This is a genomic window from Streptomyces sp. NPDC054842 (assembly GCF_053611025.1).
Genome location: NZ_JBSGZN010000001.1, coordinates 306,995 through 332,417 on the forward strand (window position 1 = coordinate 306,995; position 25,423 = coordinate 332,417).

22 protein-coding genes, 1 tRNA gene and 1 riboswitch are annotated in these 25,423 nt (G+C 71.5%); of the genes, 14 read left to right on the top strand and 9 right to left on the bottom strand.

The features are described 5' to 3' along the window. Window positions 1-574 precede the first annotated feature (574 nt). The 12 genes from ACWGIS_RS01310 to ACWGIS_RS01365 all read left to right on the top strand — a co-directional run bounded on the left by ACWGIS_RS01310 (window position 575) and on the right by ACWGIS_RS01365 (window position 14,688). Window positions 575-1,816, top strand: a complete 1,242-nt coding sequence (locus ACWGIS_RS01310) for a cytochrome P450 family protein (protein WP_453360418.1) — start codon at window positions 575-577, stop codon at window positions 1,814-1,816. A gap of 274 nt (window positions 1,817-2,090) precedes the next feature. Next, complete coding sequence (locus tag ACWGIS_RS01315) at window positions 2,091-3,077, top strand: transglycosylase family protein (RefSeq protein ID WP_453360339.1); 987 nt, start codon at window positions 2,091-2,093, stop codon at window positions 3,075-3,077. Window positions 3,078-3,293: 216 nt separating this feature from the next. Next, a riboswitch (cyclic di-AMP (ydaO/yuaA leader) is annotated at window positions 3,294-3,464 on the top strand. A gap of 4 nt (window positions 3,465-3,468) precedes the next feature. Further along, entirely contained in the window at window positions 3,469-4,164 is a 696-nt protein-coding gene (locus ACWGIS_RS01320) for a transglycosylase family protein (RefSeq protein ID WP_453360340.1), read from the top strand. Between the two features lie 434 nt (window positions 4,165-4,598). Further along, window positions 4,599-5,885 (top strand): phosphopyruvate hydratase, encoded by a 1,287-nt coding sequence (gene eno, locus ACWGIS_RS01325; protein ID WP_453360341.1) that lies wholly within the window; start codon window positions 4,599-4,601, stop codon window positions 5,883-5,885. 97 nt (window positions 5,886-5,982) lie between these two features. Next, window positions 5,983-6,459, top strand: a complete 477-nt coding sequence (locus ACWGIS_RS01330) for an FtsB family cell division protein (protein ID WP_453360342.1) — start codon at window positions 5,983-5,985, stop codon at window positions 6,457-6,459. 26 nt (window positions 6,460-6,485) lie between these two features. Further along, the gene (locus tag ACWGIS_RS01335; protein WP_453360343.1) at window positions 6,486-7,025 is read left to right on the top strand and encodes a DUF501 domain-containing protein; all 540 of its coding nucleotides are present in this window, start codon (window positions 6,486-6,488) and stop codon (window positions 7,023-7,025) included. A 260-nt stretch (window positions 7,026-7,285) separates the two neighbouring features. After that, complete coding sequence (locus ACWGIS_RS01340) at window positions 7,286-8,227, top strand: Ppx/GppA phosphatase family protein (RefSeq protein WP_453360344.1); 942 nt, start codon at window positions 7,286-7,288, stop codon at window positions 8,225-8,227. A gap of 468 nt (window positions 8,228-8,695) precedes the next feature. Further along, window positions 8,696-10,102, top strand: coding sequence for an NAD(P)/FAD-dependent oxidoreductase (locus ACWGIS_RS01345; protein ID WP_453360345.1), 1,407 nt, complete (start codon window positions 8,696-8,698; stop codon window positions 10,100-10,102). A gap of 246 nt (window positions 10,103-10,348) precedes the next feature. Next, window positions 10,349-11,644, top strand: coding sequence for a class I SAM-dependent methyltransferase (locus ACWGIS_RS01350; RefSeq protein WP_453360346.1), 1,296 nt, complete (start codon window positions 10,349-10,351; stop codon window positions 11,642-11,644). Window positions 11,645-12,170: 526 nt separating this feature from the next. Continuing rightward, window positions 12,171-12,253, top strand: a tRNA-Leu gene (locus ACWGIS_RS01355). Window positions 12,254-12,467: 214 nt separating this feature from the next. Beyond that, entirely contained in the window at window positions 12,468-13,643 is a 1,176-nt protein-coding gene (locus ACWGIS_RS01360; protein WP_453360347.1) for a 4-hydroxybenzoate 3-monooxygenase, read from the top strand. Between the two features lie 148 nt (window positions 13,644-13,791). Continuing rightward, the gene (locus tag ACWGIS_RS01365; protein ID WP_453360348.1) at window positions 13,792-14,688 is read left to right on the top strand and encodes a Bax inhibitor-1/YccA family protein; all 897 of its coding nucleotides are present in this window, start codon (window positions 13,792-13,794) and stop codon (window positions 14,686-14,688) included. A 108-nt stretch (window positions 14,689-14,796) separates the two neighbouring features. On the opposite strand, the gene ACWGIS_RS01370 is transcribed toward ACWGIS_RS01365, so the two are convergent. Beyond that, the gene (locus ACWGIS_RS01370; RefSeq protein ID WP_355779589.1) at window positions 14,797-15,027 is read right to left on the bottom strand and encodes a DUF4287 domain-containing protein; all 231 of its coding nucleotides are present in this window, start codon (window positions 15,025-15,027) and stop codon (window positions 14,797-14,799) included. Between the two features lie 103 nt (window positions 15,028-15,130). Between ACWGIS_RS01370 and ACWGIS_RS01375 the strand changes: the two genes are divergently transcribed. After that, window positions 15,131-15,442 carry a hypothetical protein gene (locus ACWGIS_RS01375; RefSeq protein WP_453360349.1) on the top strand — a complete coding sequence of 104 codons (312 nt, stop codon included), beginning with the start codon at window positions 15,131-15,133 and terminating at the stop codon, window positions 15,440-15,442. Window positions 15,443-15,496: 54 nt separating this feature from the next. Here ACWGIS_RS01375 and ACWGIS_RS01380 read toward each other — a convergent pair whose 3' ends face one another. From ACWGIS_RS01380 to ACWGIS_RS01390, 3 genes are all read right to left on the bottom strand, one after another. Beyond that, window positions 15,497-16,309, bottom strand: a complete 813-nt coding sequence (locus ACWGIS_RS01380; RefSeq protein WP_453360350.1) for a hypothetical protein — start codon at window positions 16,307-16,309, stop codon at window positions 15,497-15,499. A 311-nt stretch (window positions 16,310-16,620) separates the two neighbouring features. Further along, window positions 16,621-17,841, bottom strand: a complete 1,221-nt coding sequence (locus ACWGIS_RS01385; RefSeq protein WP_453360351.1) for an acetyl-CoA C-acetyltransferase — start codon at window positions 17,839-17,841, stop codon at window positions 16,621-16,623. Window positions 17,842-18,449: 608 nt separating this feature from the next. After that, complete coding sequence (locus tag ACWGIS_RS01390; protein ID WP_453360352.1) at window positions 18,450-19,475, bottom strand: SGNH/GDSL hydrolase family protein; 1,026 nt, start codon at window positions 19,473-19,475, stop codon at window positions 18,450-18,452. Between the two features lie 173 nt (window positions 19,476-19,648). On the opposite strand from ACWGIS_RS01390, the gene ACWGIS_RS01395 reads away from it, so the two are divergent. Next, the gene (locus ACWGIS_RS01395) at window positions 19,649-21,043 is read left to right on the top strand and encodes a cystathionine beta-synthase (RefSeq protein ID WP_453360353.1); all 1,395 of its coding nucleotides are present in this window, start codon (window positions 19,649-19,651) and stop codon (window positions 21,041-21,043) included. A 393-nt stretch (window positions 21,044-21,436) separates the two neighbouring features. Here ACWGIS_RS01395 and ACWGIS_RS01400 read toward each other — a convergent pair whose 3' ends face one another. From ACWGIS_RS01400 to ACWGIS_RS01420, 5 genes are all read right to left on the bottom strand, one after another. Then, complete coding sequence (locus ACWGIS_RS01400) at window positions 21,437-21,862, bottom strand: hypothetical protein (RefSeq protein WP_453360419.1); 426 nt, start codon at window positions 21,860-21,862, stop codon at window positions 21,437-21,439. A gap of 145 nt (window positions 21,863-22,007) precedes the next feature. Further along, the gene (locus tag ACWGIS_RS01405; RefSeq protein ID WP_453360354.1) at window positions 22,008-22,940 is read right to left on the bottom strand and encodes an ABC transporter substrate-binding protein; all 933 of its coding nucleotides are present in this window, start codon (window positions 22,938-22,940) and stop codon (window positions 22,008-22,010) included. Window positions 22,941-22,949: 9 nt separating this feature from the next. Next, complete coding sequence (locus tag ACWGIS_RS01410; RefSeq protein ID WP_453360420.1) at window positions 22,950-23,618, bottom strand: ABC transporter permease; 669 nt, start codon at window positions 23,616-23,618, stop codon at window positions 22,950-22,952. Continuing rightward, on the bottom strand, window positions 23,618-24,259 hold the full coding sequence (locus ACWGIS_RS01415) for an ABC transporter permease (RefSeq protein ID WP_453360355.1): 642 nt from the start codon (window positions 24,257-24,259) through the stop codon (window positions 23,618-23,620). The genes ACWGIS_RS01410 and ACWGIS_RS01415 overlap by 1 nt, the downstream gene beginning before the upstream one ends. Beyond that, window positions 24,256-25,356 carry an ABC transporter ATP-binding protein gene (locus tag ACWGIS_RS01420; RefSeq protein WP_453360421.1) on the bottom strand — a complete coding sequence of 367 codons (1,101 nt, stop codon included), beginning with the start codon at window positions 25,354-25,356 and terminating at the stop codon, window positions 24,256-24,258. Before ACWGIS_RS01420 ends, ACWGIS_RS01415 begins: the two co-directional genes overlap by 4 nt. Window positions 25,357-25,423: the final 67 nt, after the last annotated feature.

Sequence of the window (25,423 nt, forward strand, 5' to 3'; positions counted from 1 at the left end):
GCCGCACGCACGACCGTGCGGCCGGTGTTCGACCCGGCCCGCCGGATGGCCGGATCGCACACCCGCCCGAACCGCACGGTGCTACCGCCCGGACGAAGCGCCGCTCTCCAACGGCTCCCGGCCCCCCCGTGCCGCAAGGCGCGCCGCTCCCCGACCGTCGCCCGGCACCCGCGCCGGACGCCGCGGCGCTTCCCCGACCTCGCCGGTCCCCGCCTGTTTTCGCAGCGCTTCCGAACGCTCCCCCGGCTCCCTGTACCCCAAGGCGCGCCGCTCCCCGAGCGCCCCCAAACCCTCGGCCGGACGCCGCCGCGCTTCCCCCCCCCAGCACCCCCGCCCGTCGTCGCCGCGCTCCCCGACCGCTCCCCGGCCCCCTCTCCCCGGTGCCGGATACCGTCGACGCGTGACCGAAGACCCCGTACAGCCCGCACGCACGAGCAATGCCCCCGCCGGGAACACCCCCACCGGCAGCACTCCTGGCAGCACCCCCGCCCCCGGTGCCGACGTCCCCGCCGGGAGCGCCCCCGCCCCGGGCGCCGCCCCCGCCGGGGCCTCGGGCGTCGGGGCCTCCGGGCCCGTGCCCGAGCTGTTCAGCTGGGAGTTCGCCACCGATCCGTATCCGGCGTACGCCTGGCTGCGCGAGCACGCTCCCGTGCACCGGACGCGGCTGCCCAGCGGGGTGGAGGCCTGGCTGGTCACCCGGTACGGGGACGCCCGGCAGGCCCTCGCGGACGGACGGCTCAGCAAGAACCCGGCGCACCACGACGAACCCGCGCACGCCAAGGGCAAGACCGGCATCCCGGGCGAGCGCAAGGCCGAGCTGATGACGCATCTGCTGAACATCGACCCGCCGGACCACACCCGCCTGCGCCGCCTGGTCAGCAAGGCGTTCACGCCCCGGCGGGTGGCCGAGTTCGCGCCGCGCGTCCAGGAGCTCACCGACCGGCTCATCGACCGGTTCGCCGAGCGGGGCGAGGCCGACCTCATCCACGACTTCGCCTTCCCGCTCCCCATCTACGCCATCTGCGACCTCCTCGGCGTCCCGCCCGAGGACCAGGACGACTTCCGGGACTGGGCCGGGATGATGATCCGGCACGGCGGCGGGCCGCGCGGCGGTGTCGCCCGGTCGGTGAAGAAGATGCGGGGCTACCTCGCCGAGCTGATCCACCGCAAGCGCGAGGCGCTCCCGGAGGTCCCGGGGCCCGGTGAGGACCTGATCTCCGGACTGATCCGGGCCTCCGACCACGGCGAGCACCTGACGGAGAACGAGGCCGCGGCGATGGCCTTCATCCTGCTGTTCGCCGGCTTCGAGACGACCGTGAACCTGATCGGCAACGGCACCTACGCGCTGCTCACCCACCCCGAGCAGCGGCGGCGACTGCAGGACTCCCTGGCCGCCGGGGAGAGCGCGCTGCTGGAGACCGGTGTCGAGGAGCTCCTCCGCTACGACGGGCCCGTCGAGCTGGCCACCTGGCGCTTCGCGACCGAGGCGGTCCGGATCGGCGGGCAGGACATCGCCGCGGGCGACCCCGTCCTGGTCGTCCTCGCGGCCGCCGACCGCGACCCGGAGCGGTTCGAGCACCCGGACACGCTGGACCTCGCCCGCCGCGACAACCAGCACCTGGGATACGGGCACGGCATCCACTACTGCCTCGGGGCGCCGCTCGCCCGGCTGGAGGGGCAGACCGCCCTGGCGACGCTCCTGACCCGCCTCCCGGACCTGCGGCTGGCCGCGGACCCGGCCGAGCTGCGCTGGCGCGGCGGGCTCATCATGCGCGGACTGCGCACGCTTCCCGTGGAGTTCACACCGCCCCGGTAGCGGGGACGGGTGCCCGTCCGGAGGGCACGCGATCCGTTTCGCGGCCGGCGTCGGCAGAGGTGAACTCCTGCAACCCGGACATACGGACGGAGTTCGCACGTCGACGGCACACGCCTACCGCCCGGTCAAACATGACGCACCGTCAAAACTGTGATCTTCACGTGATCTGCGCTGCATCGACTTGTGACAAGCGTTCGAGTGCCGATACGTTCACGCATCAACGCGATGGATCTTCCGTCGCGTCTGTCACCGCTGTCTCCGAAAGGCCCACCGCATGCTCTCCGGGAACGGTCGTCACCGTCGCCCCCGCCAGGCTCCGGCAATCATCGTCGCGGCCGGCGTCACCGGATCGGCCATCGCCATCCCGTTGCTCGGCGCCACCGGCGCGAGCGCAGCCGACGGCACCACGTGGGACCGGGTCGCGGAGTGCGAGAGCGGCGGCTCCTGGAGCGCCGACAACGCCAACGGGTTCTACGGCGGCCTCCAGATGACCCAGGAGAACTGGGAGAAGTACGGCGGCCTCGCCTACGCGCCCAGCCCCGACGAGGCGAGCCGCTCGCAGCAGATAGCCGTCGCCGAGAAGGTGCTCGACGGGCAGGGCCTGGCGGCCTGGCCCACCTGCGGCCCGCTCTCCGGCCTCAGCAAGCACTCGGGTTCCGTCGAGGTCGACACGGGCGTGGCCGACGACGCGTCCCCGTCCCCCGACACCTCGCCGTCCGATTCGTCCGCGAAGGGCGAGTCGTCCGCTTCGGACGGTCTGTCGACCGGCGGGGCCGACGCCAAGCCGTCCCCGTCCGGGTCCGGCAAGGCGGCGAAGTCCGACGCGTCTCCGGCACCGAAGGAGAGCGCCGACGACTCGGGGGACTCCGGTGTCGCGGACAAGGGCAAGGCAAAGGCTGACGACTCGGACAAGTCGGGCCCCACCGGCGGCTCCTCCACCACGCCGAGCACCCCCGCGAGCGAGGGGACCGGCACCGGCAAGCACCGCGGCCCGAGCGCCGAGGGTGCCTCGAACACCGGTGTGGACGCGGGGCGCCAGAAGGACTCCGCGGGCCGTCACGCCGCGCGTGACGCGGACGCCTCCGACTCCACCTCCGAGGGCTCCTACACCGTCCGTCTCGGCGACAGTCTGACGAGCATCGCCGACTCCCTTGCGGTCAGCGGCGGATGGACCGAGCTGTACACGGAGAACGAGAAGACGGTCGGCTCCGACCCGGACCTCATCCTCCCCGGTCAGAGCCTTGAGGTCGCGGGAGACTAAGCGGTCGTCAGGCGGCGAATCGGGTACAAAACAGCGGTAGTTCGCGTCATGGTTCACACCGCAATGTCCGGTTTGGTGAGAGTGAGAGATGGGTCTCAGAAGCCCTGATCGTCTTTGAAATTCCGGCCGTCGCGTGTCTACGGTCGTGATCGCTCGCCATCGCGGGCCCCGACGGTCGCAACGCCGAATCCTGCCAGCGGCCGCCCGGGAACAGTCGTCGCGTAAGCGCCGCAGGCAGGAGCGGGGGACCCAAGGTAAGTGCCGGGCCCGGGAGTTGAGAGACCTCCGGAAACGGCTTGGGGTGAAGTCGGGCGCCATGGGCGCACGACCGGGCACTCACCCGCCCGAACCCGACAGCTCACCTCGCAGGCGTCGGTGAGGGGATCACTTCATGCTGCGTAACAACAAGGCCAAGCACCGCCGCCCGTCCAAGGCCACCCGTGTCGCCGCGCTCGCGGGGGTCACCGGTGTCGCCATCGCCGCCCCGCTGATGGCGGCCGGCAACGCCTCGGCCGCCACCACCTCCGAGTGGGACGCCGTCGCGCAGTGCGAGTCCGGCGGCAACTGGTCGATCAACACCGGCAACGGTTACTACGGCGGCCTGCAGTTCTCCGCCTCCACCTGGTCCGCCTACGGCGGCTCGGCCTACGCCTCCACCGCCGACCAGGCCTCCAAGTCCCAGCAGATCGCGGTCGCCGAGAAGGTGCTGGCCGCGCAGGGCAAGGGTGCCTGGCCGACCTGCGGCACCGGCCTGTCCGGCGCCTCCACCGGCGGCGCCGCGACCGACACCGGCTCGCAGAGCACGGCCCAGCCGCAGCAGCAGGCCCCGCAGCAGCAGGCGCCCCAGGACCAGCGCGCCTCGCGTTCCTCGGAGCGTGAGACGGCCAAGAAGACCGTCGAGACCCCGACCGGCAAGAAGGTCGAGAAGGGCGACGGCGAGTACAAGGTCGTCAAGGGCGACACCCTCAGCTCCATCGCCGCGGAGAAGAACGTCAAGGGCGGCTGGCAGAAGCTGTTCAAGCTGAACAAGGACATCGTCGACGACGCCGACTTCATCTTCCCCGGCCAGCAGCTCCACCTCAGCTGACACCGGCGCCGGCCGCCCTCCGGCGGACCGCGGCCGGCAACCGGCTCACAGCCGGCCCACGGCCCTCCCCTCATACGGGGCTCCGCAACGGAGACCCCGTGAGGGCCACCCGCCCCCACGGGCTCCCGTCATGGAGAGCCTGTGAGGGGCACCCCGTCCCCACGGGCTCCCCGCTCCGGTGCGTGTTCCCCCGTACGCATCGGAGCGGGGCTTTTTCGTGCCCGCGCCGGACGCGCCCCTCTCCCGCGGATGCCTGTACCGGACAGGTTTTTGTTCCGTTCGGAAACAATTTACTCTCGGTTCTGTCCATGGGGTGGTCGACCGGCTGGCCGATCGCCCCGGGCCGGTTAGGCTCATGTCGCGGAGCCGACCGCGGCTCCGTGCAGTCAGCGGGCCAAGGGGCTCCGCGTACCCGCGTCACATCCCAGAAGGAGATGCTCGTGCCGTCGATCGACGTCGTCGTAGCCAGGGAAATCCTCGACTCGCGAGGCAACCCCACCGTCGAGGTCGAGGTCGGCCTCGACGACGGCAGCACGGGTCGTGCCGCCGTCCCGTCCGGCGCCTCCACCGGTGCCTTCGAGGCCATCGAGCTGCGCGACGGTGACCCCAACCGCTACCTGGGCAAGGGTGTCGAGAAGGCCGTCCTCGCGGTCATCGAGCAGATCGGCCCGGAGCTCGTCGGCTACGACGCCACCGAGCAGCGCCTGATCGACCAGGCGATGTTCGACCTGGACGCCACGGACAACAAGGGCTCGCTCGGCGCCAACGCCATCCTCGGCGTCTCCCTCGCCGTCGCGCACGCCGCCTCCGAGGCCAGCGACCTGCCGCTCTTCCGCTACCTCGGCGGTCCGAACGCGCACCTGCTGCCCGTCCCGATGATGAACATCCTGAACGGCGGCTCGCACGCCGACTCGAACGTCGACATCCAGGAGTTCATGATCGCGCCGATCGGCGCGGAGTCCTTCTCCGAGGCGCTGCGCTGGGGCGCCGAGGTCTACCACACCCTCAAGAAGGTGCTGAAGACCAAGGGCCTGTCCACCGGCCTCGGCGACGAGGGCGGCTTCGCCCCGAACCTGGAGTCCAACCGCGCCGCCCTCGACCTCATCATCGAGGCCATCAAGCAGGCCGGTTACGTCCCCGGTGAGCAGATCGCGCTCGCGCTCGACGTCGCCGCGTCCGAGTTCTACAAGGACGGCTCGTACGAGTTCGAGGGCAAGTCCCGCTCGGCCGCAGAGATGACCGAGTACTACGAGGAGCTCGTCTCCGCGTACCCGCTGGTCTCCATCGAGGACCCGCTGTACGAGGACGACTGGGCCGGCTGGAAGGTCATCACCGACAAGCTGGGCGACAAGGTCCAGATCGTCGGCGACGACCTCTTCGTCACCAACCCGGAGCGCCTGGCCCGCGGCATCGAGGAGGGCTCCGCCAACGCCCTGCTCGTCAAGGTCAACCAGATCGGCTCGCTGACCGAGACCCTGGACGCCGTCGAGCTGGCCCAGCGCAACGGCTTCAAGTGCATGATGTCCCACCGCTCCGGCGAGACCGAGGACGTCACCATCGCCGACCTCGCCGTCGCCGTGAACTGCGGCCAGATCAAGACCGGCGCCCCGGCCCGCTCGGACCGCGTCGCCAAGTACAACCAGCTCCTGCGCATCGAGGAGATCCTCGACGACGCCGCGGTCTACGCCGGCCGCTCGGCGTTCCCGCGCTTCAAGGGCTGACCCGTAGGAAGCGTCGTACGTACGTCCCCGTACTCGGTCCCGTACCGTGTGCGGGGACGTACGCACGTGACGGGCTTGTGCCGGGGAGGCGGGATTCATGGCCGTGAAGGACCGGGACCGGTTCTCCACCACGACCAGGCTGCGGCTGCTCGGTGAGCAGACGGCGGCCCGGGTCTACCGCTCCCAGACCAAACGGCAGGCCCGCCGCTCCCGCCTGACGGGCCGTGCGGCGCTGCTGGCGCTGGTCCTGTGCTCCCTCGTCGTGGCCCTCGCGTACCCGATAAGGCAGTACGTGTCCCAGCGGGCCGAGGTGGCCGAGCTGGAGCGGCAGCAGGACGAGGCCCGGCAGCGCGTCGAGGAGCTGCGGGACCTCAAGGCCCGCTGGAAGGACGACGCGTACGCCGAGCAGCAGATCCGGCAGCGGCTGCACTACATGATGCCGGGCGAGACCGGCTACATCGTCATCGATCCGGACGCGGTGAAGAAGTCCCGCACCGACCAGGGGGCGGCTGCCCGCCCCTGGTACGCCAACGTCTGGGACGGCGTGGACAAGTCCGACCGCGCCGCCCGGTAACTGATCAGAAAGACACGACACACGGCATGGAAACGCCCCCGCCGCCCACCCCGCGCACCGAGCCCACCGACGCGGACGTCGAGGCGTTCGAGCAGCAGCTCGGCCGCCCGCCGCGCGGCCTGCGCGCGATCGCGCACCGCTGTCCCTGCGGTCAGCCCGACGTGGTGGAGACGGCGCCCCGCCTGCCCGACGGCACGCCGTTCCCGACCACGTACTACCTGACGTGCCCGCGGGCCGCGTCCGCGATCGGGACGCTGGAGGCGAACGGCGTCATGAAGGAGATGACGGAACGGCTCGCCACCGATCCCGAGCTGGCGGCGGCCTACCGTGCGGCGCACGAGGACTACATCGCCCGCCGGGACGCCATGGAGGTCCTGGAGGGCTTCCCCAGCGCGGGCGGCATGCCGGACCGCGTGAAGTGCCTGCACGTGCTCGTGGCGCACTCGCTCGCCGCGGGGCCCGGGGTGAACCCGCTCGGGGACGAGGCGATCGCGATGCTGCCGGAGTGGTGGCGCAAGGGATCGTGCGTGGCCCCCGGGGGCGGGGCCGCCTCTCCCCAGGGGTGACCGTCCCCGGGGTGCCGTTGCCGGGGGCTGCTGCCCCCGGACCCCCGTTTCGGCCTGGACAGCCTCGTCCTCAAGCGCCGGGCGGGCTGAAAAGCTCTCCCTGACGGCGAGGTCCCAGCCCCCGGGGGAACTCGTCCCGGCCTGGACGGCCTCGCTTTCACAAGCCGGACGGGCTGAAAATGGCGAGCTCCGGCCCCCGGGGGGAACCCGTTTCCGATCCGGGCCCGGGGCGCCACCCATGACGACAGGAGACCGAACGCATGACCAGGGTCGCCGCCATCGACTGCGGTACCAACTCGATTCGTCTGCTCGTCGCCGACGCGGACCCGGCGACGGGTGAACTCGTCGACCTGGACCGGCGGATGACCATCGTCCGGCTCGGCCAGGGCGTCGACCGGACCGGGCGTCTCGCCCCCGAGGCGCTGGAGCGGACCTTCGCCGCCTGCCGCGAGTACGCGGCCGTCATCAAGGAGCACGGCGCGGAACACCTGCGCTTCGTGGCGACGTCCGCCTCGCGCGACGCCGAGAACCGCGACGAGTTCGTCCGCGGGGTCCTCGACATCCTCGGGGTCGAGCCGGAGGTCATCACCGGCGACCAGGAGGCGGAGTTCTCCTTCACCGGGGCGACGAAGGAACTGACCGGACGGGACGACCTGGCGAAGCCGTACCTGGTGGTGGACATCGGCGGCGGGTCCACGGAGCTGGTCGTCGGTGAAGACCGCGTACGCGCCGCGCGTTCCGTGGACATCGGCTGCGTACGGATGACCGAGCGGCACCTCGTGCACGACGGCACCGTCACGGATCCGCCGACGCCCGCTCAGATCGACGCCATCCGGGCGGACATCGAGGCCGCGCTCGACCTGGCCGCGCGGACGGTCCCGCTCGACGAGGCGCGCACCCTGGTGGGCCTGGCCGGCTCGGTCACCACGGTGTCGGCGATCGCGCAGGACCTCCCCGCGTACGACTCGGCGGCGATCCATCACTCCCGGGTCTCCCGCGAGCGCGTCCGGGAGATCACCGAGCGGCTGCTGTCCTCGACTCATGCCGAGCGCGCGGCCATCCCCTCGATGCACCCGGGACGGGTCGACGTGATCGGGGCGGGCGCCCTGGTGCTGCTCGCGATCATGGAGCGGGTGGGCGCGGAGGAGGTCGTGGTGAGCGAGCACGACATCCTCGACGGCATCGCCTGGTCCGTCGCCTGACGGGCTTCCTCCCCGCGGGGAGGGGCCGACGGTGAGGGAGTCTTTACTACTCGCCGGTAGCCTCGCTTGAGCAGGTCGGATAACGTATGAGCACGCGCTGAGGGGCCTGAAAACCGCCTCCGTGACGTGCCGTCGGGAAAGTTCGTGAAGTTCTTCACAAGAGAATCGGTCCCGATGGACGCGGATTCGGCCCGATAGGCCCTTCCGGGGGGCTCAGCAGCCCGGCAAGGGTGCTCACGGGAGCGTTTCAGGGGTGTTGCGGGCACGTGTGGCAAGGGGCTGGTTCAGCGGGGCCTGAGGCCCGGAGTGGCAGCTCACGCGGTGTTGACAACGGCCGACGGTATGCGGTGGTTCCCTCGTTCCGGCATGACCTGGGTCACGTGAGCCGCGCAGTGTAGCAGAGGGCTCACCCATGCTTGTGAAGGGGCGCACGAGCGACCCCCCGGAAGCGGGTGGATACTCGATGGCATGAGCACCACGGAGCGTCCCAGGATCCTCGTAGTAGGCGGTGGGTACGTAGGCCTGTACGCAGCTCGGCGCATTCTCAAGAAGATGCGCTACGGAGAGGCGACCGTCACGGTCGTCGACCCCCGGTCGTACATGACCTACCAGCCCTTCCTCCCCGAAGCCGCCGCCGGCAGCATCTCCCCCCGGCACGTCGTCGTCCCGCTGCGACGCGTCCTGCCGAAGGCGGAGGTCCTCACCGGCCGGGTCACGACCATCGACCAGGACCGCAAGGTCGCCACGGTCGCGCCCCTCGTCGGCGAGGCGTACGAGCTGCCCTTCGACTACCTCGTCATCGCGATGGGCGCGGTCTCCCGCACCTTCCCGATCCCCGGCCTCGCCGAGCAGGGCATCGGCATGAAGGGCATCGAGGAGGCCATCGGCCTGCGCAACCACGTCCTCGAGCAGCTCGACAAGGCCGACTCCACGACCGACGAGGACGTCCGCCGCAAGGCGTTGACCTTCGTCTTCGTGGGCGGCGGCTTCGCGGGCGCCGAGACGATCGGCGAGGTCGAGGACATGGCCCGTGACGCGGCCAAGTACTACAACAACGTGTCCCGCGAGGACATGCGCTTCATCCTCGTCGACGCTGCGGACAAGATCCTCCCCGAGGTCGGCCCCAAGCTCGGCGCGTACGGCAAGGAGCACCTGGAGAGCCGCGGGGTCGAGGTCTACCTCTCGACCTCGATGGACTCCTGCGTCGACGGTCACGTGGTCCTGAAGAACGGCCTGGAGGTCGACTCCAGCACCATCGTGTGGACGGCCGGCGTCAAGCCGAACCCCGTCCTCTCCCGCTTCGGTCTGCCGCTCGGCCCGCGTGGTCACGTGGACACCCAGCCCACCCTCCAGGTGCAGGGCACGGACTACATCTGGGCCGCGGGCGACAACGCGCAGGTGCCGGACGTCGCGGCCCGCAAGGCCGGCGTCGAGAACGCCTGGTGCCCGCCGAACGCCCAGCACGCGCTGCGCCAGGCGAGGGTCCTCGGCGACAACGTGATCTCCGGTATGCGGGGCTTCCCGCAGAAGACGTACGCGCACTCCAACAAGGGCGCGGTCGCGGGTCTCGGCCTCCACAAGGGCGTCGCGATGATCGTCATGGGCAAGATGAAGATCAAGCTCAAGGGCCGTCTCGCCTGGTACATGCACCGTGGCTACCACGGTCTGGCGATGCCGACCTGGAACCGCAAGATCCGCGTCTTCGCGGACTGGACGCTCGCGATGTTCCTCAAGCGCGAGGTCGTCTCGCTCGGCGCCATCGAGACTCCCCGCGAGGAGTTCTACGAGGCCGCCAAGCCGGCGCCGGCCGTCGCGCAGGCCGCGGAGGCCCAGCTTCCGCCGGCGAAGACCGAGGAGAAGGCCAAGGCCTCCTGACCTCCGGTCGCTGAACGGCCCGAAGGGGCCTCCCGCCATCCGTGGTGCGGGAGGCCCCTTCGGTGTTTCCCGGCGCGGGGCGGGCGAAGGCTTCGGCGCCGGGGCCGCCCGCCGGCCGCCACCCTGAAACGTGGTGGCTACATCTGTTTTGCCGATCCATGACGCGGGCGAGGGACTGCGGGCGGGGACGGTTGGTGTTTACGTGGTGTTGGACGTTCCGGGATCCGTTGTCACGGAGGTGTGGCCATGCCCGACGCCGCGCTGCGGCTGAACAGCCTTTTCGAGCAGTTGCTGGGAGCCCCGCTTCCGGTACGCATTCGTGCCTGGGACGGTTCGGAGGCGGGGCCGCCCGGGGGACCCGTCCTCGTGATCAGGAACCGCCGTGCGCTGCGCCGGCTGATCTGGAAGCCGGGGGAGCTCGGGCTCGCGCGGGCCTGGGTCGCCGGGGACGTCGGGGTGGAGGGGGACTTCTACGCGGTCCTGGAGGTGATGGCCGGACTCGTGTGGGAGCGCGGGGAGGGCGCCAGGGGACTCGGCGAGACGCTGCGCGACCCCGACGCGCGCGCGGCCGTCCGGGGCCTGCTGCGGATGGGCGGGCCCGCCGGACCGCCCGCACCGCCGCCCGAGGAGGTCCGCGGCCGCCGCCACGCGCACACCAGACGCAGCGACCGCCGCGCCATCAGCCACCACTACGACGTGGGCAACGACTTCTACGAGATCGTCCTCGGCCCCTCCATGGTGTACTCCTGCGCCTACTGGGAGGACGCCGGAACCCTGGAGGGCGCCCAGCGCGACAAGCTCGACCTCGTCTGCCGCAAGCTGGACCTGCGGCCGGGCATGCGGCTCCTGGACGTCGGCTGCGGCTGGGGCTCGATGGCCGTCCACGCCGCCCGGGAGTACGGCGTGAGCGTCGTCGGCGTCACGCTGTCGCAGGAGCAGGCCGGTCACGCCCGCAAGCGCGTCGCGGAGGAGGGCCTGACCGACCGGGTGGAGATCCGGGTCCAGGACTACCGGGACGTCAGCGACGGCCCGTACGACGCCATTTCGTCCATCGGCATGGCCGAGCACGTCGGGAGCGAGCGCTACCTGGAGTACGCCCGGGTGCTGCACGCCCTGCTGAAGCCGGGCGGACGGCTGCTGAACCACCAGATCGCCCGCCGCCCGCAGACGGACGAAACGGCGTACAGCGTCGACCGGTTCATCGACGCCTACGTCTTCCCCGACGGCGAACTGGCCCCCGTCGGCACCACCGTGACGCAGTTGGAGCGGGCCGGGTTCGAGGTCCGCGACGTCGAGTCCCTGCGTGAGCACTACGCCCTGACCCTGCGCCAGTGGGTCGCCAACCTGGAGGCGCGGTGGGCGCGGGCGGTGCGGCTCACCAGCCCGGGGCGGGCCCGCGTCTGGCGGCTCTACATGGCGGCCAGCGCCCTCGCCTTCGAGGGCAACCGCATAGGCGTCAACCAGGTCCTGGCGGTCCGCACGCCCGAGTCCGGCACCTCCGGCCTGCCGCTGCGGGCGCGCACCTGGAACACCCGGCCGTAGCGGAGCCGGCGCCGCGGCGGCCGGGCCCCGTCCGGGAACGGACGGGGCCCGACCGCCGTACGGCCACGTGGACTTGACAGTTCCTGGCGCGGGCGGCCACCGCGGTGGCCGGGGCGGCGAGGGGGGTGCTGGTCACGGGAGGTGCTCCTGAGGGGACGACGTGTTTCCGGGGGGTGTCGTCGATCCTCACGGCCGCCGGGCGGCGAGTGGTCAGCCGCTGTCCCGGTGTTCCAGGGCGACTCCGGTCGGACTCCGGGCGGCCGTGCCATACCTGGGTATGACGAACCCTCCTGAGGGGTCATCAGGCGCGTACCGCGCGGACACCGCCACCCGGGCGGTGAAATTCCGTCATTCCGTATACGCGGCCGGGCGCCGCCAGAAAGGCTATTGGCAAGTGCGGATGGCCCGTACCCAGTGCTGATGCACCCTCAGACGTCAATAAAATAAGACAACATCGGGCCGCCCTCCCGTAGTTAGGGGGATGCGTCCCGATAGGCTCGGAACCTCGATGCGGAGCCCATGGCCTGCCCGGATGGTGGAATGCAGACACGGCGAGCTTAAACCTCGCTGCCCCTCGCGGGCGTACCGGTTCAAGTCCGGTTCCGGGCACCTCCGACTTACACGCGGACGAAATCACCCGCTATGGGGCCACAAGCGTGTTCCGAGACGCCGTAGACGGCTCGGTCTCTCCGAACCGCTTCCCGCACCGCCCATTGACAGCCGGCCCGGCGCCCCCGAGACTCACATCGAGCAATGGTGAAAATAATTTCACTACGCGAACAAGAGTGCGGACGAAGAGGGCGAGCGCAAAAGGGGCGTGCCGATGCGGACCACCGTCGGAATCATCGGGGCCGGACCGGCCGGACTGCTGCTGGCGCGGCTGCTGCACGAGGCGGGCATCGAGTCGGTCGTCCTGGAGAGCCGCGACCGGGCCTACGTCGAACAGCGGCAGCGCGCCGGAATCCTGGAGCAGGGCACGGTCGACGTGCTGCGCGCGGCCGGCGCCGGGGAACGCATGGACCGCGAGGGCCTGCGGCACGACGGCATCGAGCTGCGCTTCGACCGCACGCGGCACCGCGTCGACTTCCCCGCGCTCACCGGCGGCAGCGCCGTGATGGTGTACGCGCAGACCGAGGTCTGCAAGGACCTCATCGCGCTCCGGCTCAAGGAGGGCGGACCGCTGCTGTTCGGCGCCGAGGCGCTCGCCGTCGAGGACGCGGACGGCGAGCACCCCCGCGTGCGCTTCCGCCACGAGGGACGCGAGGACGTCCTGCACTGCGACTACGTCGTGGGCTGCGACGGCTTCTGGGGTGTCGCCCGCAAGGCGGTCCCCGCCGCCCTCTCCCGCGTCTACGAGCGGACCTACCCCTACGGCTGGCTCGGCATCCTCGCCGACGTGCCCCCCTCGCACGACGAACTCGTCTACGCCCGCCACGAGCGCGGCTTCGCCCTGCTCAGCATGCGCTCACCCGCCGTCTCGCGCCTCTACCTCCAGGTGCCGGAGGGCACCGACGCCCAGGCGTGGTCCGACGACGACATCTGGGACGAGCTGGAGCGGCGCTTCGAGACCGACGACGACTGGCGGCTCGCCCGGGGCCCCGTCACGTCGAAGTCGGTGACCCCCATGCGCAGCTTCGTCCACGAGCCCATGCGGTACGGGCGCCTCTTCCTCGCCGGCGACGCGGCGCACATCGTGCCGCCCACCGGCGCCAAGGGGCTGAACCTCGCGGTCGGCGACGTCGTCACCTTCGCCCGCGCCCTGGTCCACGAGCGGGACACCGGATCGGCGGAACGGCTCGACGCGTACTCCGAGACCTGCCTGCGCCGCGTCTGGCAGGCCGAGCGGTTCTCCTACGACATGACGACCCTGCTGCACCGCGCCCCCGACGCCACCCCCTTCGACGACCGCGTCCAGCTGGCCCGGCTGCACCGGATCGCCGCGTCCCGGGCGGCCGAGACGGACCTGGCGGAGGCGTACACCGGCTTCCCCTTCGGCTGAGCGGCCCCTCGCATGCCGGGAATCCCCCGGCCGCGTAGCGTGTTGCGCACCACGACGAGGGAAAGATCCTCCCCAAGCAGTAGGTTCTTTCCTTTGCCTACCTATTACTCTTGAGCCAAGGCCCACTCGGTGGCCATGGAGGAGTGAAATGAGGAGCAGCAACCCGGTCTTCTCGCGACGGGGGTTCAGCCGCGACAACGGCTACGCGGGCTTCAACACCGCGCCGCAGGCCGGGGGAGCAGCTGTCGGCACGCAGGGCAACCCGTACGCGCAGGGGAACCCGTACGCCCAGCAGGGCGGCAACCCCTACGCGCAGAACCCTTACGCGCAGCAGGACCTTCAGCACGGCGCCCCGCAGGCACCGGTCACCACCGGCCGGATGACGATGGACGACGTCGTCATGCGCTCGGCCATGACGCTCGGCACCGCGGCCGTCGGCGCCGTCCTGGCCTGGACGCTGCTGCCGGTCTCCGGCAGCAGCTACGGCCTGGCGATCGGCGCCGCGATCATCGCCTTCGTCCTGGCGATCGTCCAGTCCTTCAAGCGCAAGGCCTCGCCCGCGCTGATCATCGGCTACGCGGCCTTCGAGGGTGTCTTCCTCGGGGTCATCAGCGAGATGTACAACAGCCGGTGGTCGGGCGCGCCCTTCCAGGCCGTCCTGGGCACCATGGCCGTCTCCGGCGCCACCCTGCTCATCTACCGGGCGGGCTGGATCCGGGTCACGGCGCGGTACGCGCGCATCGGCATGGCCATCGCCATCGCCTTCGTGCTCGTCCTCGCGGTCAACCTGCTGCTGGTCGCCTTCGGCGTCGCCGAGGACGGCGGACTGCGCAGCATGGGCCCGCTCGGCGCCATCGTCGGCATCCTCGCGATCGTCTTGGGCGCGTTCTTCCTGACCCTCGACTTCAAGCAGATCGAGGACGGCATCGCGTACGGCGCTCCCCGCGAGGAGGCCTGGCTGGCCGCGTTCGGCCTGACCCTGACCCTCGTGTGGATCTACCTCGAGATGCTGCGGCTGGTCGCCATCTTCAGCAGCAGCGACTAGCGGTACGGCTTCCTGGTCCCGCCGGTCAGCCGGCGGGGCTGAAGGGCCCGCGAACCCCAGGTTCGCGGGCCCTTCGTCGTCTGCGGTGCGGGTGCCGGTGGTGCGCGCTCAGAGGAGTTTGCGCGCGGCCCTCCTCAGGTCGTACTCGTGGATGATCGCCTTGGCGTGGCCGTACGCGAGATCGTGTTCCGCGCGGAGCCAGCTGACCTTCTCCTCGAAGCGGAAGAGGGCGGGGCCTTCGTCGACGGTGCGAAGCCAGTCGGACACTTCACGACCGGTGCAGTGCGGGATTCGGGCGAGCAGGTTGCGGTGGGTCTCCTCGGAGAAGACTTGGGACATCGGCGCCTCCGGACGCAATGGGATGTAAGCCGGTCCTTCACGACACCGTGCCTGAGCGTTCGGGCGTTGGCAACAGTCCCGCCGCGGCGCGTAGTCTCGCGGCGTGCTTGATACGACGCCGCTGACCCGAGCCGTGGACCACTTCGCCGACCGGTTGCGGGCCGCGCCGCAGAGCCGCCTGCAACGGGGCGCGGCGGCCGAGGCACTGGGGGTGGCCAGGGAGTTGTCCCTGCGGGCCCAGCGGCTGGAGGACCCCTCCGCCGCGCCCCGGGAGATGCCGGACGTGGGCATGTTCGCCGCCGCGGACCAGATCACGGTGGCCGGACACGACCTGGCACTCGCACTGAAGGACGAGGCGGATCTGGCGGAGGCGCTGACGCTCGTCCAGGAGGCACAGAAACGCGCCGGAGTCTGACCGGCGATCGGCTCCGACGCGTGGGGTCCCGGCGAGTCCGGGCGCGGGGGCGGGCTACAGGGACGCGATGACGCGGTCCGCGAGGATGTAGACGTTCTCCTCGCCGCACTCGAACGTGAGGGTGTACGCGCCCGAGACGCCGGAGCCGCCCAGCAGGACGGGGGTGCGGCCCGCGCGCAGGGCGGCGGCCAGGCGCTCCGCGGTCTCCCGGTGGCCCGGGGTCATGCACAGGGTCGTTCCGTCCGCGAAGACGTAGACGTCGAGGGTGCCCAGCGGGCCCGGCCGGACGTCGGCCAGCTCGGTACGGGACTCCGCGAGCTCCTCCAGGCAGGCCACCGTGCGCTCGTGGTCGTTCACGACGGGTGACTGGACCGGAACGAAGTCCGGGTGCGAGGGGTGGCGGCGGCGGGCCGCGGCCAGCTCCGGGGAGTCCGTCGGCGTACCGCCCTGGACGAAGTCCCTCTGGGAGAACTCGTCGATCTCATGGCCGGGCTCGGTCACCGGCTCCAGGTGCTCCAGACCGGCGAAGTCCGACTGGCGCGGCAGGAACAGCTCGCTGTCGGGCAGACCCAGCAGCGTGGGCCCGTCGGAGGCGTCACGCGCCTCCTGGGCGGCCCAGAACGCGCGCGCCTCGGCGAGCTCCCGCTCCCGCTCCTCGGCGAGCGCCTCGGCCACCGCGGTGCGTATCTCCTCGGTGTCGGCGCCTGCCCGGGCGGCGGGCACGAGACCGCGCAGGGCCTCAGTGCGGCTCTCGGCGAGTTCGGTGCGCAGGGCCCGCACCTGTCGACGCAGCCCGTGCACGGCACGCAGGACGGCGACGCCCACGGCGGCTGTTGCGGCCGTGGTGAGCAGCAGAGCTAGAGGCATGGTGCTCACTGACGTACTCCCGGTTCAAAGTCGACCCCCGACTTCCTACATCAGCTTGAAGGGCGGACTAACCAGCTGTCAGTGCGTAACGTCACAAAAAGGGCAGGACTTTGGGCCCGGGGTTTACTCGCGAAACGGCTCTGACCTGGGAAAAGACCCTTCCGGGGGGAGATAGGTCACATCCTGGGGGAGATTGGATCACAAATCGGCCCAGAGTCCCGAAGTTTCCGGGGCCCTGGGCCGGTTCGGTCACGCTGCGTCCAACTGCGGTCACTTACAGGGGAGTAGGTGACCGCTTTTCGGCGCGTCGGTCAGCTGAGGCGCTCGATGACCATCGCCATGCCCTGCCCGCCGCCGACGCACATCGTCTCCAGGCCGAACTGCTTGTCGTGGAACTGGAGGCTGTTGATGAGGGTGCCGGTGATGCGGGCGCCCGTCATGCCGAAGGGGTGGCCGACGGCGATGGCGCCGCCGTTCACGTTCAGCTTCTCCAGCGGGATCTCCAGGTCGCGGTAGGACGGGATCACCTGGGCGGCGAAGGCCTCGTTGATCTCGAACAGGTCGATGTCGTCGACGGTCAGTCCCGCGCGCTTGAGGGCCTGCTTCGACGCCTCGACCGGGCCGAGGCCCATGATCTCGGGAGAGAGCCCGGTGACGCCGGTGGACACGATGCGGGCGAGCGGGGTCAGACCCAGCTCGCGGGCCTTGGTGTCGCTCATGATGACGAGGGCCGCGGCGCCGTCGTTCAGCGGGCAGCAGTTGCCGGCGGTGACCAGGCCGTCGGGGCGGAACACCGGCTTGAGGCCCTGGACGCCGTCCAGCGTGACGCCGGCGCGGGGGCCGTCGTCCTTGCTGACGACCGTGCCGTCCGGGGTGGTGACCGGGGTGATCTCCCGCTCCCAGAAGCCGTTCTTGATGGCTTCCTCGGCGAGGTTCTGCGAGCGGACGCCGAACTCGTCCATGTCCTGGCGGGTCACGCCCTTGATGCGGGCCAGGTTCTCGGCGGTCTGGCCCATCGCGATGTACGCGTCCGGCAGCAGGCCGTCCTCGCGCGGGTCGTGCCAGGAGGCGCCCTCGCTCTGCGCGACCGCGGCGGTACGGGCCTCGGCGTCGGCGAAGACGGGGTTGTGGGTGTCGGAGAGGCTGTCGCTGTTGCCCTTGACGCTGCGGGACACCATCTCGACGCCGGCCGAGATGAAGACGTCGCCCTCACCGGCCTTGATGGCGTGCAGGGCCATGCGGGAGGTCTGCAGCGAGGAGGAGCAGTAGCGGGTGATGGTGCAGCCCGGCAGGTGGTCCATGCCCATCTGCACGGCCACGATCCGGCCGAGGTTGTGGCCCTGCTCGCCGCCGGGCAGACCGCAGCCCAGCATCAGGTCGTCGATGTCCCTCGGGTCCAGCTCGGGGACCTTGGCGAGGGCCGCCTGGATGATCGTGGCGGTCAGGTCGTCGGGGCGCACGTCCTTCAGGGAGCCCTTGAAGGCGCGGCCGATCGGGGAGCGGGCGGCTGAGACGATCACGGCTTCGGGCATCACGGCTCCATGGGAAGGGGGGCGGCGCGGAGCGCCTGGGCGAGCGGGCTTGCGGGACTGGTTGGGAAGTTACCCGTACGTACCCGCGCGGTCACGGGTGTGGGGGTGTGACTCGGGCCGCACTTTCCAAGCGCTTGCTTTTTTCTGGCGGGGGCGCCTTGGGGGTTGGGGGTGGGGTTCGCTTGCGGGGCCGCCTTTCGCTCGGGTCGTTGTCGGTGCCGCCTCGGGGCTCCGCCCCGGACCCCGCTCCTCAAGCGCCGGAGGGGCTGGATTCTCCCGGAGGTGCGGTGCGGGGTCCGTGGTGCGCGGTGCGGGGTGTCCGCGCCGCCTCGGGGCTCCGCACCGAGCCCCGCTCCTCAAACGCCGGAGGGGCTGACTTTTGCCGGAGGGGCTGGATTGTTCCGATTGGGTGTATTAGGGGGGATTCTGCCCGCGTGTGCGGGGCGGGCGGGGTGTCCGTGCCGCCCTGGGCTCCGCCCCGGGCCCCGCTCCTCAGACGCCGGAGGGGCTGGATGGTGCCGGAGGGGCTGGATCCAGGTGTCCAGCCCGTCCGGCGGTTGAGGACGAGCGCGGTAGCGCGATTCTCTGACGGAGTGGGGACGGTGCCGTCAGTTGTACGGGGCCGGGGTGGTGGCGGGGTCGGTGGTGGGGAGGCGCCGGCGGCGGCGGCGTTTGAGGAGGGCCCAGGGGCCTCGCGGGCCCGTGGGCATCGCGGCCGTGACCTCCGTGCCCGGCTCGGACGCCGCCTCCGCGGCGGCCCGGGCCACCGGCAGGAAGCCCTCGCGGCGCGAGACGTCCGGACGCTCCTCGTCCGCCGGCCACAGGCCGAGCGCGGCGCAGACCGTCGGGAGGACCGCCATCGCGGCCGTCGCGTACCCCTCCGCCGAGGGGTGGTAGTTGTCGGGGCCGAACAGCTCCCGCGGGTTCTCCTCGAACTCGGGACCCAGCAGGTCGCCCAGCGACACCGTGCGCCCGCCCTGCTCGACCGTGCCGATCGTCTGCGCCGCCGCGAGCTGGCGGGAGGCACGCCGGGCCAGCCAGCGCAGCGGCTGCTGGACCGGCTCGATGGTGCCCAGGTCGGGACAGGTGCCGACGACGACCTCGGCGCCCGCGGTGCGCAGCCGCCGTACCGCAGAGGACAGGTGGCGGACCGAGCGGGTCGGCGGCATCCGGTGCGTGACGTCGTTCGCGCCGATCATGATCACGCAGACGTCGGGCACCCGGGCCGGGTCCGCGAGGGTGAGCGCCACCTGACGGTCGAGGTCGTCCGACTGGGCGCCGGGCAGCGCGACGTTGGTGAGCTCGACGGGGCGCTCGGCCACCGCCGCGAGTCCGGCCGCCAGCAGGGCTCCGGGGGTCTGCCGGGCGCGGTGCACGCCCTGGCCGGCGGCCGTGGAGTCGCCGAGTATGGTCAGCCGCAGCGGCGGATCGTCGAAACCGGCGTACGCGTGGCCGTACAGGCCGTCCGCGCGGGGCGCGTGCGCGCTCCCGTTGCCCACGTGGCGCTTCGCCAGCTGCACCTCGGCCAGCAGGACGCCGACCGCGGCCGCGCCCATCAGACCGATCCCGCCACCGCCGTACGCCGCACCCGCCGCGATGCGCCGGGCGACCCTTGCCCTCGACAAGCTCGACATGCGTAGCCGCCACCTCCTCGTAGCCGTACACCCACTGCTTGCCCCGTGGAGCGGGTCGGTCAATCTCGGGCGGCGGTCGTGGCACCTTCTGGAGGCAACTGTCGGCCCTCCGTCCCACGTGGGGCCGTAGGCTGACGGGACCATCCCTCAGATACACAGCTCCGGAGACAACGGTGCAATTCCACGACTCGATGATCAGCCTCGTCGGCAACACCCCGCTGGTGAGGCTCAACAACGTGACCGCGGGCATTCAGGCGACGGTCCTGGCGAAGGTTGAGTACTTCAACCCCGGCGGGTCCGTGAAGGACCGCATCGCGCTGCGCATGATCGAGGCCGCGGAGGAGAGCGGCGCCCTCAAGCCCGGCGGCACCATCGTCGAGCCGACCAGCGGGAACACCGGTGTCGGCCTCGCCATCGTGGCGCAGCAGAAGGGCTACAAGTGCATCTTCGTCTGCCCCGACAAGGTCAGCACCGACAAGATCAACGTGCTGCGGGCCTACGGCGCCGAGGTCGTCGTCTGCCCCACCGCCGTGGACCCCGAACACCCGGACTCCTACTACAACGTCTCCGACCGGCTGGTCCGTGAGACGCCGGGCGCCTGGAAGCCGGACCAGTACTCCAACCCGCACAACCCCCTCTCGCACTATCACTCCACCGGCCCCGAGCTGTGGGAGCAGACGGAGGGGAGGATCACGCACTTCGTGACCGGCGTGGGCACCGGCGGCACCATCTCGGGCACCGGCCGGTACTTGAAGGACGCCAGCGACGGGCGGGTCAAGGTGGTGGGCGCCGACCCCGAGGGGTCCGTGTACTCCGGCGGGTCCGGGCGGCCGTACCTCGTGGAGGGCGTCGGCGAGGACTTCTGGCCGAGCGCGTACGACCGGACCGTCGCCGACGAGATCGTCGCCGTGTCCGACAAGGACTCGTTCCAGATGACCCGGCGCCTGGCCAAGGAGGAGGGGCTGCTGGTCGGCGGCTCCTGCGGGATGGCCGTCGTCGCCGCGCTGCGGGTCGCCGAGCGGCTCGGGCCGGACGACGTCGTGGTGGTGCTGCTGCCCGACAGCGGCCGCGGCTACCTGAGCAAGATCTTCAACGACGAGTGGATGGCCGACTACGGCTTCCTGGAGGACGAGGGCCCCAGCGCCCGCGTCGCCGACGTCCTCAGCGACAAGCAGCACGGCGCCATGCCGTCCCTCGTCCACATGCACCCCGAGGAGACCGTCGGCCAGGCCATCGACGTCCTGCGCGAGTACGGCGTCTCGCAGATGCCGATCGTCAAGCCCGGCGCCGGCCACCCGGACGTCATGGCGGCCGAGGTCGTGGGCTCCGTGGTCGAGCGGGAGCTGCTGGACGCCCTGTTCACCAAGAGGGCATCGCTGGAGGACCCGCTGGAGAAGCACATGTCGGCGCCGCTGCCGCAGGTCGGCTCGGGCGAGCCGGTCGGGGACCTGATGTCCGTGCTCGGTGCGGCGGACGCCGCGATCGTGCTGGTCGAGGGCAAGCCGACCGGGGTCGTCAGCCGGCAGGACCTGCTGTCGTTCCTCGCCAAGGGCGGCACCAAGCAGTAGAGGTTCCGCGCGTAGACCCGCGCGCGGAGCGGAGGAGATCGCCTGAAGTGCCCCGGTCTCGGGCGATCTTCCGGTGGCGGCGGTGGGGAACTTCGCGGAAGTGGTACGAGCGCGTCACGTCCGCGCAGCACCCGCTTAACACGCGTTCGGCACAGTGGTGGTTGTCGGCAGGGCGGGAGCGGCTCCCCGCCCGGGCCGGCGACCGAACGGCGTCAAGGACCTCCGGAGCGGCTCCCGGACCTCCAGGACGCCAAGGACGCGCAAGCCCGGCCCTGACCCGGCCCGCGTCCCTCGCGGGGACCGCCGTCGTCCCGCCCCCCGGCAACGGGGGTGCGGCGGTCCCCGCGCACAATCCTTCCGCGCCCGCCCTGTTCTCGGGCGGTTGCGCGGGGCTCAGTCCTCCCAGTCCGAGGGCGGCTTGTCCCGGTCCCGGTTCCGGCGCAGCGGCAGCGTGTGGCGCAGGGCCTGCACCGCGTTGACTCCCACGATGCCCGCCCAGGCGACCATCAGGCCCGGCAGGTTCCCGACGCCGCCGCCGATGGCGGACAGCGGGATCGCCAGCACGAGCGAGACGATGCCGAAGCCGAAGCGCTCGCCCCAGGAGTCCGCCGGCCTCGGCGACCGGGCCTCCCTGGCCACCACCATCTGCTGTTCCGCGAGGTGGCGGCGCACCCGGCGCTCGACCGTGGAGTCGAGGCGCTGCTCGACCTTCTCCAGGAACGAGTCGACCAGCGCGGGCTCGTACTCCTCGCCCAGCTCCCTGCGTGCCTGCAGGGTGGCGTCGAGTTCCTTCTTGAGTTCGGTGTCGCTGGCATCCATACCGGTCATGGCCCCCACGCTAGGGAGCGGGGACCGTGACCGCACTGGGGTTAGCCCCCCTTTCGGGGCTGTGCTCCGCCCCCGTGGGACCGGACCCCCGGGGGCCGCCGCGGGGTGCGTCGGCCGCCCGGCCGGGGAGCAGGGCTCACTCCGTCAGTCCGTGCTGCCGGGCGTAGGCGTCCGCCACGTCCTGCGGGTCCTTCTTGTCCTTGTCGACCTGGCGGTTCAGCTCGGTGAGCTGGGCGGTGGTGAGCACGTTGCCCAGCCGGGCGAGTGCCTTGCGGACCGTGGAGTCCGCCTTGCGGTCGGCGATGAGCGGCACGACGTGCTGGCCGGGGACGAGGTTCTTCGGGTCGGTCAGGACGACCCAGTCGTTGGCCGTGATGTCGGTGTCGGTGGTGAAGAGGTTCGCCACGTCCACGTCGCCCTTCCGCAGGGCGCCCTTGACCAGGGGACCGGAGGAGTCCAGCGACTTGAACTCCTTGAACTCGACGCCGTACACGTCCTTGAGGCCGACCACGCCGACCTGGCGCTTCTTCACCTCGGCGGAGGCGCCGATGACGAGCTTCCCGTTCTGCTTCCGCAGGTCTGCGAGGGAGGCGAGCCCGTACTTCCTGGCCGTCCGCCGGGTGACCACGAACGCGTCGGAGTCCTCGGCCCTGCCGTAGGGCAGGATCTGCAGTCCCCTGGGGAGGGCGACGGCGAGGGCGTTCTGCATCTCGCCCTCCTCCGTGGCCTTCGACTTCGGGTCGAGGTAGTGCAGCAGGGCGCCCTGGTACTCGGGCAGCAGGTCGATGTCGCCGCCCCGCAGCGCCGGGATGAGGATCTCGCGGGTGCCGAGGTTCGGGCGGACCTTCGTCTTCACGCCCGCCGCGTCCAGGACGGCCGCGTACAGATAGCCGAGGACCTGGTTCTCGGTGAAGTTGGCGGTGCCGATGGTGAGGCCGTCCTTGCTGGAGCCGCCACCGCCGGCCGCGGACCCCTCGCCGTCGAGCGAGGTGATGCCGCTGCTGCACGAGGCGAGGGCGGGGACGGAGGCGGCGGCGAGCAGGCCGCCGAGGAGGGTACGACGATTCACGGGGGTCCCCTAAGCGGTGCGGGTGCGGTGGCGGAAGAGGAAGCGCTGGAGGCCGCTCAGGGCCAGGTCCAGGACGACGGCGACGACGGCGACCAGCACCGCGCCCCCGAGCACCTGGACGAGGTCGCGCTGGGCGAGCCCGTCGAAGACGTAGCGGCCGAGGCCGCCGAAGGAGACGTACGCCGCGATGGTGGCCGTGGCGACCACCTGGATCAGCGCGAGCCGCAGGCCGGTCATGATCAGCGGGAGGGCGAGCGGCAGTTCGACCTGGAGGAGCACCTGGTGCCCGCGCATGCCCTGCCCGCGCGCCGCGTCCCTCACGTCCGGGTCGACGGCGGTCATCCCGGCGTAGGTGTTCGTCACGATCGACGGGACCGCGAGGGCGACCAGCGCGATGTAGACCGGCCACATCGACAGGCCGCTGGCCAGGAAGACCAGGACCACCAGGCCGACGGTGGGCAGCGCCCGCCCGAACGACGCCAGGTTGATGGCGAGGAACGCGCCCCGGCCGGTGTGCCCGATGAGCAGCCCGACCGGCAGGGCGATCACGGCCGCGACGAGGGTGGCGAGCAGGGAGTACTGGAGGTGCTCGGCGAGGCGGTGGGCGATGCCGTCCTGGCCGGCCCACTGGTCGCCGCTGGTCAGCCAGCCGCCGAGGTTCTTCAGGAGTTCGTACATCAGGCTCGCCGCCTCGTCCACGGGGTGAGTACGTACTGCACGGCGACCAGCAGCGCGTCCGCCACCAGCGCCAGCAGGAGCGTCAGGACGACGCCGACGATCACCGGCGTCGGGAAGTTGCGCTGGAAGCCGTCGGTGAAGAGCTGGCCGAGGCCGCCGTCGCCGATGTACGTGGCGACCGAGACCAGCGAGATCGACATGACGGTGGCGATCCGCACGCCCGCCATGATCACCGGCAGGGCGAGGGGCAGCTCGACGGTGAGGAGCGTGCGCAGCGGGCGGGAGCCCATCGCCTTCGCGGCCTCCTTGGTCCGCGCGGGCACGGAGTCCAGGCCCTCGACGGTGTTCCGCAGGAGGACGACCAGGGTGTAGATCGTCAGCCCGATCACGGTGGTGGTGCGGGTGAGGCCGGACACCGGCAGGAGCAGCACGAACACCGCGATCGACGGGATCGTGAAGAGGACGTTCGAGAGCCCGAGCAGGAAGCCGCGCAGCGGGCGCACCCGGTGGGCGAGCACGGCCAGCGGCAGGGAGACCAGCAGGCCGAGGAGGACGGCGGACAGGGCCGCCTGGAGGTGGGACAGGGTGAGAGTGGTGAGGTCGTCGGCGTGGTCGGAGATCCACGGCCAGTCGATGGTCATATCGCCACGTCCGCGGTGTCGTCGGGGGTGCCGGCCGGGCGCGCGCCGCCGGCGCCACCGGACGTCGGGGCCGCGGCCGCGGCGGTGTGCGCCCGGCCCGCGTGCTCGTGGATGTCCTCGCGCGAGGTGACGCCGGTCAGCACGCCGTCGGTGTCGACGCGGGCGACCAGGCCGGCCGGCGAGGCGATCGACTCGTCGAGGGCCGCGAGCAGCGAGTCGGTGTCGCGCAGCGGACGCAGCGGGAGTTCGGTGTCCCCGGCGCGCCAGTGCAGGGGCCTGCGGGCGCCGTCCAGGACGAGCCGCCAGGTGCCGCCCTCGGGGGCGGGAGCGCGGGGGACGCCCGCGAGCGGGGTGAGCGAGAGGAGTTTGAGGCCGCGCTCGGCGCCCAGGAAACCGGCGACGAAGTCGTCCGCGGGGCGGGCCAGCAGCTCCGCCGGGGCCGCGCACTGGACCAGGTGCCCGCCGGTGCGGAAGACCGCTATCCGGTCACCGAGCCGGACCGCCTCGTCGATGTCGTGCGTGACGAAGACGATGGTCTTGTTCAGCTCCTTCTGCAGGCGCAGCAGCTCGTCCTGGAGCTGGGTGCGCACCACCGGGTCGACCGCGCCGAAGGGCTCGTCCATGAGCAGGACGGGCGGGTCCGCGGCGAGCGCCCGGGCCACGCCGACGCGCTGCTGCTGGCCGCCGGAGAGCTGGTGGGGGTACCGCTTGCCCGCGCCGGCGTCGAGGCCGACGGTCTCCAGCAGCTCGGCGGCCCTGGCCCGTGCCCTGCGCCGGCCCCAGCCGAGGAGGAGGGGCACGGTGGCGATGTTGTCGAGCACCGTGCGGTGCGGGAAGAGGCCCGACTGCTGGATGACGTACCCGATGGAGCGGCGCAGCTCGGCCGCGTCCTGGCGCAGGACGTCCTTGCCGCCGACCCGGATGGTCCCGGAGGTCGGCTCGACCATCCGGTTGATCATCCGCAGGGTGGTCGTCTTGCCGCAACCGGAAGATCCGACGAGGACGGTCACGCCGCCTTCCGGCATCTCCAGGGAGAGGTCGTGGACTGCTGTGGTGCCGTTCGGGAAGCGCTTGTGGACCGTGTCGAACTGGATCATGAGGTGTCCCTTGCCCGGCCTGTATATCGTCATGCAGAGTTCTCGGTGTCTGAATAGCTTGTCAATG

Bases quoted from the DNA above. Each gene is read 5' to 3' on its own strand.
- ACWGIS_RS01315 (WP_453360339.1), top strand. From the start codon at position 2,091: ATGCTCTCCGGGAACGGTCGTCACCGTCGCCCCCGCCAGGCTCCGGCA.
- ACWGIS_RS01320 (WP_453360340.1), top strand. From the start codon at position 3,469: ATGCTGCGTAACAACAAGGCCAAGCACCGCCGCCCGTCCAAGGCCACC.
- eno (WP_453360341.1), top strand. From the start codon at position 4,599: ATGCTCGTGCCGTCGATCGACGTCGTCGTAGCCAGGGAAATCCTCGAC.
- ACWGIS_RS01330 (WP_453360342.1), top strand. From the start codon at position 5,983: ATGGCCGTGAAGGACCGGGACCGGTTCTCCACCACGACCAGGCTGCGG.
- ACWGIS_RS01335 (WP_453360343.1), top strand. From the start codon at position 6,486: ATGGAAACGCCCCCGCCGCCCACCCCGCGCACCGAGCCCACCGACGCG.
- ACWGIS_RS01340 (WP_453360344.1), top strand. From the start codon at position 7,286: ATGACCAGGGTCGCCGCCATCGACTGCGGTACCAACTCGATTCGTCTG.
- ACWGIS_RS01345 (WP_453360345.1), top strand. From the start codon at position 8,696: ATGAGCACCACGGAGCGTCCCAGGATCCTCGTAGTAGGCGGTGGGTAC.
- ACWGIS_RS01350 (WP_453360346.1), top strand. From the start codon at position 10,349: ATGCCCGACGCCGCGCTGCGGCTGAACAGCCTTTTCGAGCAGTTGCTG.
- ACWGIS_RS01360 (WP_453360347.1), top strand. From the start codon at position 12,468: ATGCGGACCACCGTCGGAATCATCGGGGCCGGACCGGCCGGACTGCTG.
- ACWGIS_RS01365 (WP_453360348.1), top strand. From the start codon at position 13,792: ATGAGGAGCAGCAACCCGGTCTTCTCGCGACGGGGGTTCAGCCGCGAC.
- ACWGIS_RS01370 (WP_355779589.1), bottom strand. From the start codon at position 15,027: ATGTCCCAAGTCTTCTCCGAGGAGACCCACCGCAACCTGCTCGCCCGA.
- ACWGIS_RS01380 (WP_453360350.1), bottom strand. From the start codon at position 16,309: ATGCCTCTAGCTCTGCTGCTCACCACGGCCGCAACAGCCGCCGTGGGC.
- ACWGIS_RS01385 (WP_453360351.1), bottom strand. From the start codon at position 17,841: ATGCCCGAAGCCGTGATCGTCTCAGCCGCCCGCTCCCCGATCGGCCGC.
- ACWGIS_RS01390 (WP_453360352.1), bottom strand. From the start codon at position 19,475: ATGTCGAGCTTGTCGAGGGCAAGGGTCGCCCGGCGCATCGCGGCGGGT.
- ACWGIS_RS01400 (WP_453360419.1), bottom strand. From the start codon at position 21,862: ATGGATGCCAGCGACACCGAACTCAAGAAGGAACTCGACGCCACCCTG.
- ACWGIS_RS01410 (WP_453360420.1), bottom strand. From the start codon at position 23,618: ATGTACGAACTCCTGAAGAACCTCGGCGGCTGGCTGACCAGCGGCGAC.
- ACWGIS_RS01415 (WP_453360355.1), bottom strand. From the start codon at position 24,259: ATGACCATCGACTGGCCGTGGATCTCCGACCACGCCGACGACCTCACC.
- ACWGIS_RS01420 (WP_453360421.1), bottom strand. From the start codon at position 25,356: ATGATCCAGTTCGACACGGTCCACAAGCGCTTCCCGAACGGCACCACA.